The following is a 17,567-nucleotide window of genomic DNA, read 5'->3' on the forward strand; positions in this document are numbered from 1 at the left end:
ACATGGCATCCCCACTAATTGATTTAATGGACTCGCAATTGTCACTTGGTCGCCTAATCTGGATTATGGACGATGAGACAGCAGATAAGCTGCTGGAACTCTCCAGAAGGCATTTAGAGCTAGTTAAACTAGCAATTGATAGAGATACTACCCCAGAGCGTAAAATGGCTATAAAGCAGGAAATTGAGGATATAAGGTATCAGATTGACAAAACCATTGTCACGTTTAAACAATCCATATAAATAATATAAGCCCACTCCATTTTTAGGAGTGGGTATTTGTATATATTTACTTAATTAAACATAATTATACATATTGATCACATCATGCTATAATAATATTGTTAAATCTATGAGAAAGTAGGTATACCATGCAGCAATGGGATTATCTTTTGGAAAACACCAGCATATTTGATCTTGACCTAGACCAGAGAATCAAAGAGGCTATAGACCCTTCTGGAGATTCCTTTGATGCGAAGGGAACCTATAATCTAACATTAAGTTATAATGTTTATACACTTAGGGATCCGGTGTTAGAAATAATTGAACTACCTGTTGAGTATATCCAGAGAACTAATGACACAACAAAAGATAAAATGTATAATTTGCTCAATTTTCAATTAGATAAAGCGGATAAGATACTTACTAGCAGTTTTGAACTAAACATAGTTAGTGCAGCAATACAAGGAGAAGAACTTGATGGCCTATATCAAATAAGAGTTCGAATTAGTGAAGTGAAGGGTGAGCCAATAAAAGTAAAGAGAGGCTTTAATCCCAAAATTATAACTATTGTTCCTAGTCTGCCATATACACAAGATTTAGTTAGCGAGTTAGCATCAAAAAGACTAAGTGAAATCTACATTGATCTCATGAGAAAAATCAAAAATAAAAAAATCATGTCTGAAATATTAGATATTGAACCAACTGAAGATGATAGTAAATTATTTTTAGCATTTGCGGATCAGTATAGGGAGTTATGGCTCTCAACACGTGTAGACGAAGAAGCTTTGTTTGAGAAGCTCCGACAAAGATTAATAACTGTACTTGAAAAGTACGAAGCTAAGCAAAAAAATGAATAGTATTATAGGTTGGAACAATTCAAGCCCATTCCTTCGGAGTGGGCTTTTTCATTTAAGTAATTTAATTAGTTTATCCTGTGTTTGTTTCGGTATGTGGGTTGAATGTTCATAAAGACTTATCAAATAGGTCAAAACATCACTTTCATTCGATAATTTCAATTCATCTTTAATTTCCTGTAGCCGGTTTTTGGTTGATTCGTAGACCATTACACTTTTTCTCGCTTCTTTTTCCTCCAAGCGCTAATCCCTCCGTAGAAAGAAATTACATTAATTATATCATAAATGAATTCAGAAGCAATGAATTTGAATTTAAAAGTGGTGAATATGAATACAAAAATCTTGACAATGAATTCAAAATGGATTATTATGAACACATAAGATTTCACTTTGAATTCAAAGGAGAATGAAATTATGACAAACCAAATTACCATTAGCCAAATTCTAGAACATTGCGAGATCAACCCCGAGGTAGCAACTATCGTAATAGAGAGTCTTAATTTTTTCCTGCAGAATAATTCAGATCGTTGTAAATTTATTGAACAATATGAGTCCCAGCAACTTTGGAGAGATCCCAAAGAAACATTAAAAATGATGGAGTTGGCGAAGAATGTTGGAAGTTACCACCATACATATGGTTCAGTTGAGCAACTGTCCAACATGCCAATTAAGCAGGCTTTAGAAAAACTTTTTAATGAACCAATTAACCAGGCTAAAATTTTTCGCTTCAATGAATCCGGTAAAACTTTAGATAATTTTATACAGTTTAAGTTAAATAACCCCCAAAAGGCATTTATGACATCCTTATTGTATCTAACCGCCTGACGAGTACCTTGGATAAGGACGAAACCTACCGGCTTATGCCGGGATGGTCGCGGATATCCGCCACGAGCCAGACATCTAGGAATGGCCTTGATATATATCGATCATTGAAAATATTAATTATGACATTTTTAGGGGAGAGTGCTGTTTATGCTTGATCCAATTAAGTCAATTAATTTAACAATGAGTTATCTTGTTAAGGAAGCATCAAACAGGCAAACAACAAAGGAGAGAAGATTAGAAATCAGGGGGGAACTTACACAATTGAGAAGGGAGAAACGGAAACTTGCAACCTAAAGCACCGCAAAAAGAAAAAGCGCAAAGCCTACGCCAAGGCTAAGCGCCACAACTAGAAAGCATTTACCCAATGGAATGGGGCGGTTAATCCGTCCCGCCTTCCCTTACATTTTAACTCTATTTGTGAATATATAGCAAGTAAATGGTTTCCATATTAAAAAGAAAATTAGTATAACCCTCTTCACAAAAAACGAAGAAGGTGATATATTTATATTAATACTATTTTGGAGGTGATTATAAGATGATCAATCTTACATTGATAATATAACACATATAAATAAGGAATGCAAGCGTAGATACCATACAATTTTTCTTATATGGTATCTAGAGAGGGTTGGAATGTAGAAAAGTGCAAATAAAACTAAATTAAGAGAGGAACAAATGTATTGGCAGAAGCAACAATTAATATTTTGACCGGAACAGTAAGAGATCCGGAGGTAACGTCAAATTCATTTGCATTAATATTGTTTTTAAAATTGAAAATTTTTGAACTTAAAGGATATTCGTTTTATGTGTCATCAGATGAAATGAGAAGATATACAGGTTTATCTGATAAACAGCTTAATAACTCACTGGCTAATTTGTTTTTATTAAATTACATAACAAAAGAAATAGGGAAAAGAATTCCGAACAAGCCGGTACATATTGAATTGAACCGAATAAAATTTGATACTGACAACCGCAAAGAGGGAGAGTATTTTACTCGCCTCCCAATAAAGATACTGTACTTATTAAAGGATGGAGTTTTAAGTACTAAAGAAGTTAGATTTTTATATTACATCCAATCTTTTATAAATAATAACAAAGCCAATAGATTATTTTGTTTTGCCGGAATTGACACTCGAATGATTCATGAACTTGATATGACCAAACCAACTATAATCAAGGTACATAAATCTTTAACGCAAAAGAAGTTGCTGAAGGTTGAGCAGCAAAATATCTATTGGCAATATGATGAAGAAGGCAATTTGTCTCATACACGTTATAATAATCATTACTATATCTGGTGGGAAAATATAGATAAGTTGCTTCAAAAAGCTAATAGTAAAGAAAGTGCTTTGTCCTAGTAAAAATAATGTAGTTATGTAGTAAAGAATATGAATTAGTCTAGTAAAAATTGTGCGTCCATTTGTTTACCGTAGGTAGTAATAATAGATAACTAGATAATATAGATAATATACATACAGTATTTAAAAGGGCGCGCGCGTAGCTTGCTTCCTTTTGGAAATCGTTGCGCTAACGCTTGAATTTTATGTTTTTGATGGATTTATTATTTTATTCTATTTTGAATTATGAAATTACCTGAAAGGGCGAACCAGATAAGTCCCACCTAATTAACTCTTATGAGAAAAGGATGGTAATAAAGATGAAGAAGAAGAAACGGCAACTTTATTACAAATTAAAAGGAGATTTAGACTATATTGAACAGCCCAGCTACACAATACCGCTATAATATTTATAAGAATTATTTCGAGAAAACCAATCCTGATCATGAGCCATTACGAACACTTACACCAGAAGAGAACGTTAAATTACAATGGATTCCAGTATCCTTTGATCTGGTTCCTGATGAAGTTAAAAAACGATGTGCAACGTTAATTGAGAGATCCAGCAAAAGGAAACTAGCTGACCTACCAAATTACATATTCTTCGTCCCTGCACCACTTGATTATGTGTACAAGGTGATTCGTACATATATAAAATACAACCAAAACATAGCAGACATAGAACAAAGGGTTAATATCTTAGAATATATATTTAAATCTCAATTTGGCGACTTAAAACGGCATTATGGGGATGAATCAATAAATAAATACGACACTGTTTATGTTGATGATTTCTTTGCACATTATCATAGTAGATATAAAGCTAAACAATATTCACCCGAGTATTTTAGCATTATGGAATTCCTGGCTAATTACATAATCAACTCAAAAATGAGAAATAAACAGCAAGAGTTTGATGATAGGGTTAAACGCATCGAAGATATGTTAAAGCACGTTGATTTTGAAGATGATGATTTTTGTGTTGATGACATTATCAATCCGCAACAAGATGAGATATCGGTATGGATGGATAAAAGTTGCAAGATCCTAGATAAGCCAAGTAAAAAGTATCCTCTTGCAGCCAACTGGAAAGATGTAAACAAACTACATACACCTTACAACGAAATGACAGATGAACAACGAAAAACATACGATGAGATGGAGCAAATCAGAGCGATTGCTAGGCGATTGCAAAGAGGTAGTTACCAGCAGAAAATGCTATATACCATTGCTAACGAGTTGCAGCAGAAGTTGAAAATCTTAGAGAGCAACGAAGTAAGTAGGAGTAAAGGAAAAGAAGTTGTGGATTCAGATTACATTGGAGTAGTTAACGATAAAATCATTAATAACTTAGATTATACTGACCAAAATCATATACATGGACTGATACTAAATTACTTTGATTTATGGGTCAAATATAAAGATCAAACCGGTAGTTTAATTTATACCATATTGGCAGAGTTTCAACAAAACCTAGAAAAAATAAATTTTATGAAACAAGTACATAGTGATGTTGTTTATGCTTTTCTACATAATTCAAGCACAAATAAATTAAACATAGAATATTTGCAACAGAACCATGATTATGCCGATCTGACAACCGAAAAAATGAATAGAATGTTGAAGAATACGATCTCCAAACAAATAAGTGATTATTTTGATAAAAATGTCGGGTTTTGAAAAAAAAAGATTTATATATAGTATAAGGAAGCTTTGCCTTCTTCCTTGTAAACGTATGTAGCATATATGTATAAACCTCTCTTGACACTCCATCATGGGGTGTCTCTTTTTGCCTGTTTGACTTAACTTTTTAAATTAAAACTTTAAAGGATGGTGTAAAGAAAGATGGAAATTACAGAAGAGATTCAACAATTCCTGGACGGTGAAAAGGCGAAATGGGAGGATGAGCATTTAAAGCCACTCATTGCTGAGCTTAACAGCTTGCTCCAATTTAAACCTAAAGAGGAAAGTGAACAAGATAAGGAAATTGCACGCTTAAAGGCTGAACTTAGTCACCAAAAAATTGTATCTCAATTGAAAGCTGCTAACCTTGATGATTTTATTGATTTGGTAAATTTCGAAGACGAAAAAGAGTTGCCTAAGCAGATTGATCAACTTAATGCAGTACTTCAGGCTAGAAAACTAGATAATAGTTTCGTGCCTGACCAGCATCGGCAGACAAGTAAATATGAACAGGCTGCGAGTAAAAACGATACTGTAGGCATGATTAACGCTAAACTATCAAAATTGTTTGGTTAAATATAAATACATAAAAAGGATGATTAATTGATGTTTAAATCTTCAAATTTTCTCAAGGATGAAATCATATCTTTAGACCGAGAAATTACGAAATTGGGAATCCAACAAACTCCGCTATCTTCCCTCCTAATGGCTTTAGGAAAAGTAGGGAAGATCCATGCACCAGTCCATACATGGCGAGAGGTTACATTAGATGATACCGACGATATCGGAGCCGTGGAAGGTAATAAGGATATCCAATTCTATCAGTCTGGGCGCGCTCAACTGAACAACGTAGCAGAAATCTTTCAAAAAGGGGTTTCCCTATCAGGTACTGCACAAGCAATGTCTGGAAACGGCATCAGTAATCAATTTTCCCAAGAGACGAATGACCGTTTGTTAGAGTTAAAAACTGCTCTCGAACGCAAGCTAGTATCTGGTACTAAAAATGACGGATCAACTGCACCTTACATTAGACGTTTACAAGGTACCGAGAATTGGGTTGATGCCGCTAATATTGTGACAGCAGCCACTCCAACAGTTGTGACTGAAGATGACATTGTAGCTACAGTGCAGAAGCTATGGATTAATAACGGCTCCGGTTCATACTATGCACTTGTAAACGCACCGATCAAAAACCAATTGGATAAACTCTATAAAGATGCTTATCATTATGTCGCACAGACTAATACATATGGCTTGGTGCTCAACAGAATCCAAACATCGTATGGTACTGTGGATGTGCTTTTGTCACCGTTTGCAGATGCTAATAAGATGACTATTTTCGACCCAAATGACTTGAAAATTGAATATCTGCGACAACCTCAGTTTCAAGCATTGGGCAAGCAAGGAGACGCTTCAGAGGGCTTTGTTGTCGCAGAAGCTACATTGTATGTAGCAAGCCCGAAAAAGCTTGCTCAATTGGACATCGGCTAATACATAATCGTGAGGGTGGGTTAATCCCACTCTCTTTTTATCTCAAACATACTTAATAATTTTATAAGGAAGTGAATGAAGTGTATGATGAACGTTCCAAATGGAGACTTGAGCGGCTACGAAAGCGAATTAAACTTATTGATGTCGCCCAAGCATTAGGTATAACTGCTAGTTATATATCTCAACATGAGTCAGGTAAGTTGAATCTATCGGAAGCGCAGTATGAAAAATATGTAAATTATATTGTCAGCAATAAAAACGGGTAGGGTTAATATGCAAACAATCAAACTTTGGATGAAAAATAAAGATAAACCCAAAACACTATACACAGACGAAGAGATAGTAATGGATTTTACTGACTTTATGGTAAACGCTAGTGGTAAATCATCCTTTCATTTTCAGGAAGGTGAAAGACATTTTTTAGTGTATCGGAATGCGTTGCAAGGATTTGAAGTTGACTATATAGAGGGGAAAGATGAAGAATGAAAAATATTATTTTTACATTGAAAAACGGAACTAAGACAACAGGGTTTGAAAAATACACATCCGATTTGGTCGAACTAACTGTTAAAGCTGTCTTAGATGGTGAGGATCTAGAATATAAATATGAAGATGGCACAGAGGTAATTATTAAGGCTGACGAGATTGCAAGCTTTGAGGTGATTCTATGAGTTTATGTATTAGCGCTTCAAAAGCAAGAGAGCACTATATAGCCGTAGATACCGCAGTAAGTTTTATCCGTGACGGTCAGCAATACCGCAACACTGATGTAACTGCGGATGATAAGCTAATCATTATTGATGGCGAAGCTTACTTTTTTAGCGGTGATATGAATCTGGTTAAAAAATTACAAATAAATTTTGAGTCACAGTCAGATAGGAGTTTTGAAAAGTTAACTTCAATCGGCCAAGAATTGTTTTCTTTCTTTGCCGAAGATGGCGACGAATTAGCATTTAGCAAATACGGATTTGACGAGTCGAGAAGAGCTTACATACAATACACAAACAATTGGCTTAACTTTATGCCCAGCAATCGAGTATACGGCAATGATAAGATTAACTTTATGGCTTATGGGAAAAACATGAATCTTGCTGGTCAGCAAATTGATTTGAGAACCACTGTAATTTCCCCTGATTTCTTTATCCCAATATATGAAGCTGTAGCTGATGAGGGTGTAGGACATTCGATTTATGTTTATCACCTCACACAGAATCAAATCGGAAAAACTCCAGAAATTCCACTTAAAGAACCGGCAACGATTAAGAAAGCAGCACCAGAGAAAATCAAAAATCATTATTCTTTTGTAGGTAGTGGTGACGATGCCTTCCCTGTAATGATTTGCGGGGAAGGGGACGGACAAAAGGACTTTGGGGCTGATAACCCTATTCATCCATCTATGGCCGGTCAACCGATGAGCGGGAAGGGATTCCTATCTAAGCCAAGCGGAAGCTATGATATGCTGTATTATACAAGTAATTATGCGCGCGAACGTTCGGTTCGCCTAATGGATGATGAGATTTTGATAAAATCAGAGAACAGCAAAATACATATGACCGCCACAAATTATGAAATTGAAGCTGATCAAGGATCGGTAAAGATTGTACTAACTAACTCAACTTTCGCAGCATGAAATCGGCAAGTAAGCCTTAATGTAGTTGGGCAAAGCAGCAATCCACTGCTGGAGTTGACGCTGAATGAGAGCCGAAAATTTCTTCCCGGCTTTGGTGGCGATCTCATGGATTAAATCGACCAGTTGCTGCAGGGCCAAGGCCCAATCTAGCGTACCGACTTCGTCGCAAAGCAAATAAAACAGACCACCGAACGAACGGGCGTCCGTACTTTGCCGATGCTGCCAAGCGAGCAGAATGTAGCGCGAAAACACAATGGTCGTGTGACTGATGAGCAAGTCGTAGGAACGGCCTTGAAATTCCTTTTGCAGCCGCAGCAGCGATTTGGTGCACTTGAAGAATACCTCTATGTCCCAGCGCATCCGGTAAATGCGGATGATATCCGAAGCCGCCAGGCTCAGGTCGGTGGAAAGCAGCGCCAGCCATTCGTTTTTCTTGGAACGATGGCGGACAAACACGATCACCACCGGGATTCCCGGAGCGAGCTGTGTTCGGATCAGGCGAAGAATGTTGCGGTTCTTCCCTTCGACACGCGGGGCCACGGCGTATAGTTCCTTCAGACTGAGCCGCTGCCCGTTTACGAGATAGCGCTTGTTGTCATTCTTGACCATGCCGATCACATGTAGCCCGCGACGGAGGATTTCTTGAACAAGCGGCGCATGCGTGAACCAACTATCCATCAAGGCGTACGAGGCCGAGATACCGGCTTTTAACGCACGATCCAGCATGGCTAAGATGACTTGCGGAGCCGAACCAAACGCTTCTTGCCGACGCTTGTAACCGTGACTTCGTTTGTCGATCCTGTCTGCCATTCCTGTGATGCCGGACTTTGCTGAACTCAGTAGCGCAAAGTCTACGGGGACGAACGAATGGCCGTCCGACCAGCCCGTGGTCAGCATGCGGAAGCCTTTGTAGAAAGCCCCTGTGGCATGATCTTTAAAGCGTGCCAGCATCTCCACGGCCTTGCTTCGGTTACGTTCAAACATGGAGTCGTCGAAGATGAAGGCCGTCTCCCGGCTGGACGAGGTCAGCGGTTCCATTCGAGCGATCGTGTCACCGCTGAGCGCGAGCAAAAACCGGCGCCAAGCATAACCGCTATGATTCAAGAAACGATAAACCGTGTCTTTACTCGGGAACCTTTCGCCTTTCTTGCTTTCCAAGAGACGGAACCAGTTTTTCTGATGAAACAGCAGGACAAACACAAGGCGGAATAGATAGGCGCACGTGAAGCCAAATTTCTTTTTGAAACCTGCGTCGCGCAAGTGTTTGAGCACCTTTAGTTCCTGAAAAGCAGGTTTGATTTCGTTTGGCAGTTGATCGAATGGTTGATTTTGATCTATCATAGAGAAGACACCTCTTCTGTGTGGTAGTGATTGCTAGTCACCTTCACTTTACCAAACGAAGCGGTGTTTTTCTATTTTTGTCAACCCAACAACCCAATTGACTTCAAACCTAAGCTACACGTACTGTTATACTATTTTTGACTGTGCGAAAGTTGAGTAACTAATGGTAGCAAGTTTGAACTTACTGCGGATGGTGACATAACCGCTTATGCGGCTAGGAATATTAGTTTATCGGCAGATGGCAAGGTAAATGTCTCCGCACAACAGTATGATTTTGCATAAATACATAAGGAGAAAACCTAAATGAATATATATGAAGCGCTAAAAGGCGGCGTTCCAAACAAGAAACGCCTCTATTTTCTATGGAAATTTAATCTTAATTGGGATCAAACAAAAAAACCTAAAAGTGAAGCAGAATTCTTGAAAATGGTTGGAAGTAAAACTATGAATGGATTCCTTGCATGGGAAAAAACAGAGGAATATCGGAATCTGGTAGCTATCTTATTGAATACTCGTTTTGATACCGATTTAGAAGAAATTTATGATTCGCTATCTATAAAAGCAAAAGAGGGCGACGAAAAAAGTATTAAGATGCTTCTGCAGTTGGGTAAGGAAATAAAAGTATTCGCGAAGGAAGCAGTAAAAGGGTTTGAAACTGATGATGATGAAGATTGGGATGATTGAGCAGTATTAATGCTGCTCTTTCTTTATTTGGAAGGTGGTTAAATGGTAGTTGATAAACAACGAACAAAAAAAATGAAAGATAAGATGCAGGATTTTGAATTGTTTGCACATCGATTTATTAAGGTTCCAAACTCACAAAATGAAATGGTTCCCTTTATCCTTCATCCTGAACAAAAGGAATTAAATGATAGTCTAGCAAAAAATACAATTTTGCTAAAAGGTCGTCAGATCGGTGGAACAACCTACGGTTTGGCAAAGATGCTCCATAGTGCGATTATTAGACCAGAATCAAACTATATTATTGTCACTCACCATGCAGATGTGAGTAAGTCACTTTTTCGCAAATTAAAGAAGATGTATGCCTATCTCCCTCACAAAAAATATCCAAACCTATTCCCGAAAGAACATTTAAATAACAGAGAAGTCTTTGAATTAGACAACGGCAGTAGAATAATTATATCAACGGCAACTGGTGGCGATAACATTTCAGGAAATACATTCCAGATGATTCACCTCTCTGAGATGAGTAAATATCCTTTGGAAGCACAGGAAGAAATATTATCTACTTCAATTGCTGCTCTTGCGAAGAACCCCGAAGCAGTGCTGCTGATCGAATCTGCCGGTTATGGGTTGCCTGGACTATTTCAGGAATTATTTCTTAAAGCATGGAAGGATAAAAATAGCGTTTGGAAACCACTGTTTTTTAATTGGCTATCAAAAGGATATGCTGAATTGTTTAAAAGTGACCTTGATGAAGCGGAACAACATTATAAGAATCAGAATAAAGGAAAACGGCTAACATTTGATGATCTGGACAAGGAAGAAAAGACGCTATATGAAAAGCATGGAGCAACTTATCGCCAGCTAATGTGGCGGCGTTTTATGATCGAGCGTTACAAGGGAAGCGTTCAAAAATTTAAAGAGAATTTCCCCACAGTCCCAGAAGAAGCATTTTTGGGGAAAATTGAATCATTATTCGATAAAGAGAAGTTAATTCAACGTTTAAATTATGTGTTACCTCCAGTATCAAAAGAGAAAACTAAGCTTGAACTTCCTAACCTTGCAAGGTATGCAGGAAGGGAACTGCTTGTTTATCATACTCCAAAGAGGGCAGAAAGATATTGGGCTGGTGTTGATTGCGCCGGGGGAAATGGTGGTAACAATGATGACAGTTTTATTGTTGTGTTTGATTCAAACAATGAGGAAGTATGTTCGTTTTCATCAAACGAGGTAAAACCTTGGCAATTTGCTGATATTGTCCATGAAATAGCGACCTATTATAATATGGCCTATTTGACTATAGAGCGTGATACAGGTAACGGGAACAGCGTCATTGATAAATTGAAGAACGAGTATAGATATTTGAATCTTCATCGTGATAGGAAATTTAATGAAGGTAAGAGAAAATCAGTAATTGGTTTTCAGCCTACAGCGATCAGTAAACAAATGATGATTAATAATTTGGTTGAACTGATGAGCAAGGAACAAGTTTTAATTCATACAAAGAAGATACTCGAACAAATGATGATATTTCAGGATAAAGATGGCAAGCTCGGTAATAAAAGAGGAACAAATTTACATGATGATGGCGTAATTGCTACCGCTTTAACCTTTGTTGGAATGGCGAAGAAGATCCAATATTGCGACTGGAACTATATGCAGGAGGTACGATAAATGAATCTAAATCAATACATATCAAGTTATTATGAAGGTAAATCAGATTGGTTTGTGGAAGAAACGAACCAAGTTAGAAATTACCAGCGAATTAATCAGATCCTAGATTTACGTGAGTATATAGACGGGAGTCATAGAATTACTAATCAGAGTGTAGAAATTTACAACGGAAAAGAATATAAACCCAAAGGTGTAATGATTGATTACATTAACCTGGTGATTGATTTTCATACAAATTACTTGTTGAGGAATACGCCAACACTTGCTTCTTCGTCCGAAGATGTAACAAATAAGTTTAAAGAGGTGTATGATGCTGGATTCTATGAAGATACAGATGCGATGATTCTCGGCGATTTAATAAAGTATGGTAATGCCTATGAGTATGTTTATTGCGATTCGGAAAAGACAATAAAAAGTAAGATTATTCCACCAGAAGACGCATATCCAATCTATTCTCCGGCAACAAGTGAGATGATAGGGTTTATTGAACACTTTACGATAGATAATATCAGTTACTGGAATATATATGATGGCTTGAAGGTAACAAGTTATTCAAATATAGGCGGTGATAAGCGACTTATAGCGGAATATAATTCACCTTCTGGATTACCGATTCATTATAAGGGTAATAACGAGTTAGACCATACATATGGCAAATCTGAATTGATTAAGTTAATACCATTGTTAGACGATTACGAAAGCAATATATCAAAATTCAGCGATACATTTTATAAGCATCATAATCCGATTTTATTTACATATGGAGCTAGAACGGATGAATATAATATGTTTCCTTCAATCGTTGGTCAAGGTGTAAGTATGGACTTAGATAGTAGGGCAGAGATGATAAGTCCTAGACTTGATTATCAGTCATTCAAGGAATTAATGGGAAAGTTGTTTATTGATTTCATTACAATTGCAGGCATTCCGTCTGTAGCGATTAATCATAGTACCATTAGCAACGTTTCAACGGAAGCAATCAGTATGATGTTTGAAGGCGCTGAAAATGTAGCTGCAACTCATATCAAGCAGCTAAAGAGAGGATTCATAGAGCGTTGGAGGAAAATGCGCAGATTACTTGAAGCAAAAGGCATTCAAGTTGATAACAAAGGGTTCCAGAAACTTAATATTGTTTTTATGACTGCCAAGCCAGCAAATACAACTGAAATCATAACAAATATGGTAGCGTTGAAGGGGATCAATGGAATTAGTGTAGAAACCATTATTGAGAATAGCCCATTCAGTGTAGATAAGGAACTGGAACGTAAACGATTGATAGACGAAGGAACATTAAAATCTGAACAGTTTACCCTAAACCATTGATATCAGTGGATTATGTAGGTGATAGTGTTGGTCAACAAACACGCGCCTGTTACTATAACATATTAGCACCAGGTGCTAATATGTACCGTACTGGGTGCTAAAACTTCGTTTTTTAATGATAATTTGTAAATTATTTTGTATCTATATCCTTCCCGGCCTTGTTTGGTCTTAGATACTATACAAGATATGTTGTATGGTATTTGGAACACAATCTAGTGTAGTTAGTGGTCTTATTTTTGCGACTTTTTACTATTTAAAGATAATTTGATCAATTTTAGTTGCCGGTTTGTACTATTTGTATCATTATAAGGAATGCGGGAATATAAACGATACCCCAAATTTGAAATGAAGGCCCCGAGCATACCGATTTACACATGAGCAAAAAATTGAAAAGGATAGATATTAATGAAAATTGATGCTTCGTTAATAGCAATAGTTATTTCAATTTTGGCAGTTATAATTAATTTTATTAATGTTTCTCGTGTTCGAAAGGCAAATTTGAAAAATGATGAGGAGAAGTTTAAAAGAGAACTTAATCTAAAAACAAGTGATGAATTTATAGAGGTGTTAGTCAATTCGAAAATCAATCTTCAAAAATTCAGCGCACTAATCAGTGATTTCAATTTATCAATCTTCATTTATGGTGAGACAGTTGAGACATGGAGTAAAATGAATGATAAGTTATGGGATCTGACAAATGCATCCTCGGAAAATTATTATAGTGTCTTGTCTTACTATCAAAAAAGAAAAGTGATACTAAAAGGCCATGCAAAAGACATCTATACATTGGAATTACAAAAAAAAGAGCTAGATCAAGTAGTCTTTAAGGCCAAAGAAGAAATAATAAATAACTATGATAATGAAGCTTTTAAAAGTGAAAGCCTGACTCCTTATTTAAAAAATATTCTAGTGGTTTTGAACGAGCATATAAATCAATATGAGAAGATAATAGATGAAGCTCAAGTAAATTTTCTAGGTAAGTTGTATACATAGTTCTTGTTGACCACTAACCATATTTTCCGTCTAACCCCATAGACCTATTTTGTCGAAAATGGTATTATGATGTGGAAAATACTAGGTTTGGAGGAATTAGGAAATGAATAATAAGATCAAAATTGTTTCTGCCTTTCTTTGCGGTGCAGTTTTCTTTAGTGGGGTTTCTTATGCAGCAGATTTTTTAAAGGCTATTCCAATTAAAAGCAACATTATTATTAATGGAACTGAAACTAAATTCAACGATCCTATTGTTTCTATTAACGATCGACTATACATACCCTTAAAAGAGTTTACTCAAAAGACCGGTTTTTCAGTAACAACCGGAAGTACTATCCAGATAGAGAAGTATGAAAGCCTACCGTTAAGTAAGACTCAAGACGGTGTGGAAATTACTTTGAATTCATTAGAAAAGAATGGCGATAAAGTAACCTTGAATATTACGGTAAAAAATGAATCTACTCAAAGTATTAAACTTGAATTGACAGGAATTACAGCTGATTTTAATGTTCAAGGGAGAAAATATTACACGCTTGGAGGCCAATTATATTCATTTATACCTATAAACGATTCTTTTAGTTATGAAGTGAAGCGATTTTTAGACGATCCCATACAACAAGGTGAAGAGATTACTGGAGATGCTGAACTCTCTTCTTCCATCACAGCAGGAACACAAAATATGAGATTGGATTTCAAACTATATAAAAAAAATATACCGACAAATCTTTCCTTTTATATAGACACTAAAGGGATGTTTTAAATGAGTTGAATGAAGTCGCCAAAATTTAGGCGGTTTTTTCTCTTGATGCTTAATTTTATCTCATAACTTATGAACGCTAATCTCCATGATAATTTTTCCAACTCCATACTGTTCGTGTTATGTGTTACATGATACAATGTAATTGCAGGTAATACCTAATATAAGTATTAAAATCACCAAAGAGGACATAACTTTTACCAAGTAAAATTACTTGGAGGTGAATGTCTTGGGTAACGAAGGAGATGAAAAAGATATGGAGATTGCAGCTCAATCACCCATTGTTAATCGGGCAAAGCTTTGGGAAAAAGCTAATAAAAATACAATACGCAATAAAGACGGATATACTGTTTCAACCAAAAGTGATCCATATCGAAAAGAACTTGGATGGAAAGCAACAATAAAGGATTCTAAATAATTATATAATGCAACGTCAATTTACAATTGGAGATGTATGGTATGCAAGATTTCCTCTTGAGGAAAATCCGAATCAATACATCGAAAGACCAGTAATTATTGCAGATGTTAATTTGCCCGATGTCGCAATAATTAAAGTTACAAAACATGATCCAAGAGATAATGATCCATTTGATACTATTATCGTTCACTTTAATCATGCAAAGCTTAAAATGAAATCTACTGCGAGAGTTTCGAAATTAGTAGTCGTTAATGAAAATCAAATTTTGAATCGTAAAGGGAGTCTTCACCCAGAAGATTATAATAGTGTATTCACTGCATTGAATAATTTCCTAGATGAAGATTGAAAAGTCACTCCAAATCGGAGTGGCTTTTTTTTATGAAAATCAAAGTGGGTGAGAACGCCGAAAATATGCACAACAAAGTAGGGCTACCGATTCGGCAGTCCTAGAGGGGTGGTAGATACGGATGTTATGCAGTACGAGTCACAATGTAACCTTCAGCTTCAAGCTGCTTAATCATTAAAGATTGTTTGCGCTTATGACTCTCGGATTTATAGCGGTCCAAGTAATCAGGGCCAATCTCCAAATAAGGACGTTTGTGGAGCAACATGTGGTAGATAATGCGTAACAACGTATGACCAAGTGCAACTAGGGCTTTCTTCTTGCCGAGGCGTTTCACCCACGACCAGTACCTTGCAGACAATCGTGTGTTTCGTGTCATGGAAGCAGCCCACGCACATTCGCATAGCACAGCTTTTAACATGCTGTTTCCGGATCGGGCTCGTTGCCGTTTTTTTTACCCGCACTTTCATGGTTTCCCGGACTTACACCGGCCCATGCGGAGAGACTGTGTTCATTCTTAAATTGGCTCATGTCAGTGCCAATCTCAGCAAGAATGATGGAGGCCGCTTGTTCGTTAACGCCGGGGATGGTCACAAGAAGATCCACTGCTTCCTGTTTTGTAGCAAGGCGTTCTCGAATTTCTTGCTCTACATCTTTAATGGACTGTTCGATGAACAAGAGATGGTTCCAAGACATGCGAATGAGATCCCGATGATGCTTGCGAAGTCTGCTGTTTAGGGATTGAAGAAGCTTCGGGGATTTATGCTTGAGTGTTCCTTTCATGTGCTGCTCTAGGAACGACAGAGTGATGACCTCACCGTCAACGACCTTCTGCAGTAGAATGCGTCCGGATGTACCGAAGATATCTGACATATGCGTCGTCAGTTTGACGTTGGCATCTTGGAGAAGCTTATGGATTCGATTCTTCTCTGCGGTGGCATCGTGAACAAGCTTCTTGCGATAACGAGTCAGATCGCGCAATTCCCGGATTGCGATCGGCGGTACGAAACTTCCTTCAATCAATCCGCAACGCAAAAGCTTAGCGATCCATTCGGCGTCCTTCATGTCAGTCTTCCGACCGGGTAGATTCTTAATGTGATGGGCATTCGCAAGTAACAGTTCGAGTTCAAAGGCTTCGAGGACGTTCCACACGGGTTTCCAGAAAACGCCCGTACTTTCCATGGCGACATGCGTGCACTGCATGTCCGTTAGCCACTCGCCAAGAGAAAGCAATTCGTCAGTCATCGTTCCGAACGTACGAATCTCCATCTTGGGAGACTGATCTAGTGTCCCGAATAACACGCAGGCGACAACCGTTTCTTGATGGACATCCAGACCGGCACACCGTTCGAGAATGGCTTCCATCATGAGACTCAACTCCTTTACGGGATTTATGAACCAGCGGGACAACCTGAATCATGAAATTTTTTTATCCGGACTCTCGGTCCAATAGCCTGTGCTTCGAAGGTTGTCCATTCAGTTTTGTTTTCGGGGTAAGATCCACCGCAAAAAGCCTGGAACTTGTGCTGGTAATTTAAGTATGCAAGAAGGAAAGAAAAAAGGCTACGACGAAATTTTCATCATAGCCTGTGACCGGGACGGTCATGAAAGTTTTGTTTGTAAATAATTAAGGAGCAATCAAAATGACAAATATTGAACGTTTGCAACTCGAAACAAAGGGAATTATCTTAAAGCCGGATGAACTACTCGTTTATCTTGCCGAAGAAGGTATTACAAATCCTGACGCTGAATATGACGCTTCATCCAACACAGCTAAACGGAAAATTTATGCTGCGGCAATGTCCATCTTAAATAGTATTGCTAATAATCCAGCACTAATGAAGTCATATAAAGAGGATGATATTACTGTTTCTGATTTTGCCGATTCACTACAGAACAGAATTGACCAATTGGAACGAAAGATAAGAAGCATGGCAATCAATGAATCAGACAACGGCAGTAATACGTTTATGTTGTTTAGTCACTAAGG

General features: G+C 37.3%; 21 protein-coding genes. 18 read left to right on the plus strand and 3 right to left on the minus strand.

What is annotated here, in order from left to right:
- Positions 1–2 precede the first annotated feature (2 nt).
- From ACZF99_RS10710 to ACZF99_RS10755, 10 genes are all read left to right on the plus strand, one after another.
- Complete coding sequence (locus ACZF99_RS10710; RefSeq protein WP_483611590.1) at positions 3–242, plus strand: hypothetical protein; 240 nt, start codon at positions 3–5, stop codon at positions 240–242.
- A 128-nt stretch (positions 243–370) separates the two neighbouring features.
- Complete coding sequence (locus ACZF99_RS10715; RefSeq protein WP_483611592.1) at positions 371–1,078, plus strand: hypothetical protein; 708 nt, start codon at positions 371–373, stop codon at positions 1,076–1,078.
- Positions 1,079–1,489: 411 nt separating this feature from the next.
- Positions 1,490–1,900, plus strand: a complete 411-nt coding sequence (locus tag ACZF99_RS10720) for a hypothetical protein (RefSeq protein WP_483611594.1) — start codon at positions 1,490–1,492, stop codon at positions 1,898–1,900.
- Positions 1,901–2,580: 680 nt separating this feature from the next.
- The gene (locus tag ACZF99_RS10725; protein WP_483611596.1) at positions 2,581–3,261 is read left to right on the plus strand and encodes a hypothetical protein; all 681 of its coding nucleotides are present in this window, start codon (positions 2,581–2,583) and stop codon (positions 3,259–3,261) included.
- Positions 3,262–3,615: 354 nt separating this feature from the next.
- Positions 3,616–4,920 (plus strand): hypothetical protein, encoded by a 1,305-nt coding sequence (locus tag ACZF99_RS10730; protein WP_483611597.1) that lies wholly within the window; start codon positions 3,616–3,618, stop codon positions 4,918–4,920.
- 165 nt (positions 4,921–5,085) lie between these two features.
- Positions 5,086–5,499 (plus strand): hypothetical protein, encoded by a 414-nt coding sequence (locus ACZF99_RS10735; protein ID WP_483611599.1) that lies wholly within the window; start codon positions 5,086–5,088, stop codon positions 5,497–5,499.
- A gap of 30 nt (positions 5,500–5,529) precedes the next feature.
- Positions 5,530–6,414 (plus strand): SU10 major capsid protein, encoded by an 885-nt coding sequence (locus ACZF99_RS10740; protein WP_483611601.1) that lies wholly within the window; start codon positions 5,530–5,532, stop codon positions 6,412–6,414.
- Between the two features lie 273 nt (positions 6,415–6,687).
- Complete coding sequence (locus ACZF99_RS10745) at positions 6,688–6,900, plus strand: hypothetical protein (protein WP_483611603.1); 213 nt, start codon at positions 6,688–6,690, stop codon at positions 6,898–6,900.
- Positions 6,897–7,085 carry a hypothetical protein gene (locus ACZF99_RS10750; RefSeq protein WP_483611605.1) on the plus strand — a complete coding sequence of 63 codons (189 nt, stop codon included), beginning with the start codon at positions 6,897–6,899 and terminating at the stop codon, positions 7,083–7,085. Before ACZF99_RS10745 ends, ACZF99_RS10750 begins: the two co-directional genes overlap by 4 nt.
- On the plus strand, positions 7,082–8,044 hold the full coding sequence (locus tag ACZF99_RS10755; protein WP_483611607.1) for a hypothetical protein: 963 nt from the start codon (positions 7,082–7,084) through the stop codon (positions 8,042–8,044). Before ACZF99_RS10750 ends, ACZF99_RS10755 begins: the two co-directional genes overlap by 4 nt.
- Here the strand turns inward: ACZF99_RS10755 and ACZF99_RS10760 are convergent.
- Positions 8,027–9,385: an IS4 family transposase gene (locus ACZF99_RS10760; protein WP_483605564.1), complete on the minus strand. Its 1,359-nt coding sequence runs from the start codon at positions 9,383–9,385 to the stop codon at positions 8,027–8,029. The genes ACZF99_RS10755 and ACZF99_RS10760 overlap by 18 nt on opposite strands.
- Positions 9,386–9,688: 303 nt before the next feature.
- Between ACZF99_RS10760 and ACZF99_RS10765 the strand changes: the two genes are divergently transcribed.
- From ACZF99_RS10765 to ACZF99_RS10795, 7 genes are all read left to right on the plus strand, one after another.
- Positions 9,689–10,069: a hypothetical protein gene (locus ACZF99_RS10765; RefSeq protein WP_483611609.1), complete on the plus strand. Its 381-nt coding sequence runs from the start codon at positions 9,689–9,691 to the stop codon at positions 10,067–10,069.
- A gap of 42 nt (positions 10,070–10,111) precedes the next feature.
- Entirely contained in the window at positions 10,112–11,743 is a 1,632-nt protein-coding gene (locus tag ACZF99_RS10770) for a terminase large subunit domain-containing protein (RefSeq protein WP_483611611.1), read from the plus strand.
- The gene (locus ACZF99_RS10775) at positions 11,744–13,066 is read left to right on the plus strand and encodes a phage portal protein (RefSeq protein ID WP_483611613.1); all 1,323 of its coding nucleotides are present in this window, start codon (positions 11,744–11,746) and stop codon (positions 13,064–13,066) included.
- A gap of 405 nt (positions 13,067–13,471) precedes the next feature.
- Positions 13,472–14,059 carry a hypothetical protein gene (locus tag ACZF99_RS10780; RefSeq protein ID WP_483611615.1) on the plus strand — a complete coding sequence of 196 codons (588 nt, stop codon included), beginning with the start codon at positions 13,472–13,474 and terminating at the stop codon, positions 14,057–14,059.
- A 103-nt stretch (positions 14,060–14,162) separates the two neighbouring features.
- Positions 14,163–14,819: a hypothetical protein gene (locus tag ACZF99_RS10785; RefSeq protein ID WP_483611617.1), complete on the plus strand. Its 657-nt coding sequence runs from the start codon at positions 14,163–14,165 to the stop codon at positions 14,817–14,819.
- Positions 14,820–15,045: 226 nt separating this feature from the next.
- Complete coding sequence (locus tag ACZF99_RS10790; protein ID WP_483611619.1) at positions 15,046–15,234, plus strand: hypothetical protein; 189 nt, start codon at positions 15,046–15,048, stop codon at positions 15,232–15,234.
- Positions 15,235–15,241: 7 nt separating this feature from the next.
- Positions 15,242–15,580: a type II toxin-antitoxin system PemK/MazF family toxin gene (locus ACZF99_RS10795; protein ID WP_483611621.1), complete on the plus strand. Its 339-nt coding sequence runs from the start codon at positions 15,242–15,244 to the stop codon at positions 15,578–15,580.
- A gap of 124 nt (positions 15,581–15,704) precedes the next feature.
- Here ACZF99_RS10795 and ACZF99_RS10800 read toward each other — a convergent pair whose 3' ends face one another.
- Complete coding sequence (locus ACZF99_RS10800) at positions 15,705–15,998, minus strand: hypothetical protein (RefSeq protein WP_483606408.1); 294 nt, start codon at positions 15,996–15,998, stop codon at positions 15,705–15,707.
- Positions 15,992–16,945 (minus strand): IS110 family RNA-guided transposase, encoded by a 954-nt coding sequence (locus tag ACZF99_RS10805; protein WP_483606406.1) that lies wholly within the window; start codon positions 16,943–16,945, stop codon positions 15,992–15,994. The genes ACZF99_RS10800 and ACZF99_RS10805 overlap by 7 nt, the downstream gene beginning before the upstream one ends.
- Positions 16,946–17,220: 275 nt before the next feature.
- Here ACZF99_RS10805 and ACZF99_RS10810 point away from each other — a divergent pair, with 275 nt between their 5' ends.
- Positions 17,221–17,565, plus strand: coding sequence for a hypothetical protein (locus tag ACZF99_RS10810; protein WP_483611623.1), 345 nt, complete (start codon positions 17,221–17,223; stop codon positions 17,563–17,565).
- The last annotated feature ends 2 nt before the right edge of the window (positions 17,566–17,567 follow it).

The sequence above is a fragment of the Paenibacillus sp. JL3B1040 genome (assembly GCF_057063165.1).

Excerpts from the sequence above, each read along its gene's own strand:
- ACZF99_RS10710 (WP_483611590.1), top strand. The coding sequence starts at position 3 with ATGGCATCCCCACTAATTGATTTAATGGACTCGCAATTGTCACTTGGT.
- ACZF99_RS10715 (WP_483611592.1), top strand. The coding sequence starts at position 371 with ATGCAGCAATGGGATTATCTTTTGGAAAACACCAGCATATTTGATCTT.
- ACZF99_RS10720 (WP_483611594.1), top strand. The coding sequence starts at position 1,490 with ATGACAAACCAAATTACCATTAGCCAAATTCTAGAACATTGCGAGATC.
- ACZF99_RS10735 (WP_483611599.1), top strand. The coding sequence starts at position 5,086 with ATGGAAATTACAGAAGAGATTCAACAATTCCTGGACGGTGAAAAGGCG.
- ACZF99_RS10740 (WP_483611601.1), top strand. The coding sequence starts at position 5,530 with ATGTTTAAATCTTCAAATTTTCTCAAGGATGAAATCATATCTTTAGAC.
- ACZF99_RS10745 (WP_483611603.1), top strand. The coding sequence starts at position 6,688 with ATGCAAACAATCAAACTTTGGATGAAAAATAAAGATAAACCCAAAACA.
- ACZF99_RS10750 (WP_483611605.1), top strand. The coding sequence starts at position 6,897 with ATGAAAAATATTATTTTTACATTGAAAAACGGAACTAAGACAACAGGG.
- ACZF99_RS10755 (WP_483611607.1), top strand. The coding sequence starts at position 7,082 with ATGAGTTTATGTATTAGCGCTTCAAAAGCAAGAGAGCACTATATAGCC.
- ACZF99_RS10760 (WP_483605564.1), bottom strand. The coding sequence starts at position 9,385 with ATGATAGATCAAAATCAACCATTCGATCAACTGCCAAACGAAATCAAA.
- ACZF99_RS10765 (WP_483611609.1), top strand. The coding sequence starts at position 9,689 with ATGAATATATATGAAGCGCTAAAAGGCGGCGTTCCAAACAAGAAACGC.
- ACZF99_RS10770 (WP_483611611.1), top strand. The coding sequence starts at position 10,112 with ATGGTAGTTGATAAACAACGAACAAAAAAAATGAAAGATAAGATGCAG.
- ACZF99_RS10775 (WP_483611613.1), top strand. The coding sequence starts at position 11,744 with ATGAATCTAAATCAATACATATCAAGTTATTATGAAGGTAAATCAGAT.
- ACZF99_RS10780 (WP_483611615.1), top strand. The coding sequence starts at position 13,472 with ATGAAAATTGATGCTTCGTTAATAGCAATAGTTATTTCAATTTTGGCA.
- ACZF99_RS10785 (WP_483611617.1), top strand. The coding sequence starts at position 14,163 with ATGAATAATAAGATCAAAATTGTTTCTGCCTTTCTTTGCGGTGCAGTT.
- ACZF99_RS10795 (WP_483611621.1), top strand. The coding sequence starts at position 15,242 with ATGCAACGTCAATTTACAATTGGAGATGTATGGTATGCAAGATTTCCT.
- ACZF99_RS10800 (WP_483606408.1), bottom strand. The coding sequence starts at position 15,998 with ATGTTAAAAGCTGTGCTATGCGAATGTGCGTGGGCTGCTTCCATGACA.
- ACZF99_RS10805 (WP_483606406.1), bottom strand. The coding sequence starts at position 16,945 with ATGATGGAAGCCATTCTCGAACGGTGTGCCGGTCTGGATGTCCATCAA.
- ACZF99_RS10810 (WP_483611623.1), top strand. The coding sequence starts at position 17,221 with ATGACAAATATTGAACGTTTGCAACTCGAAACAAAGGGAATTATCTTA.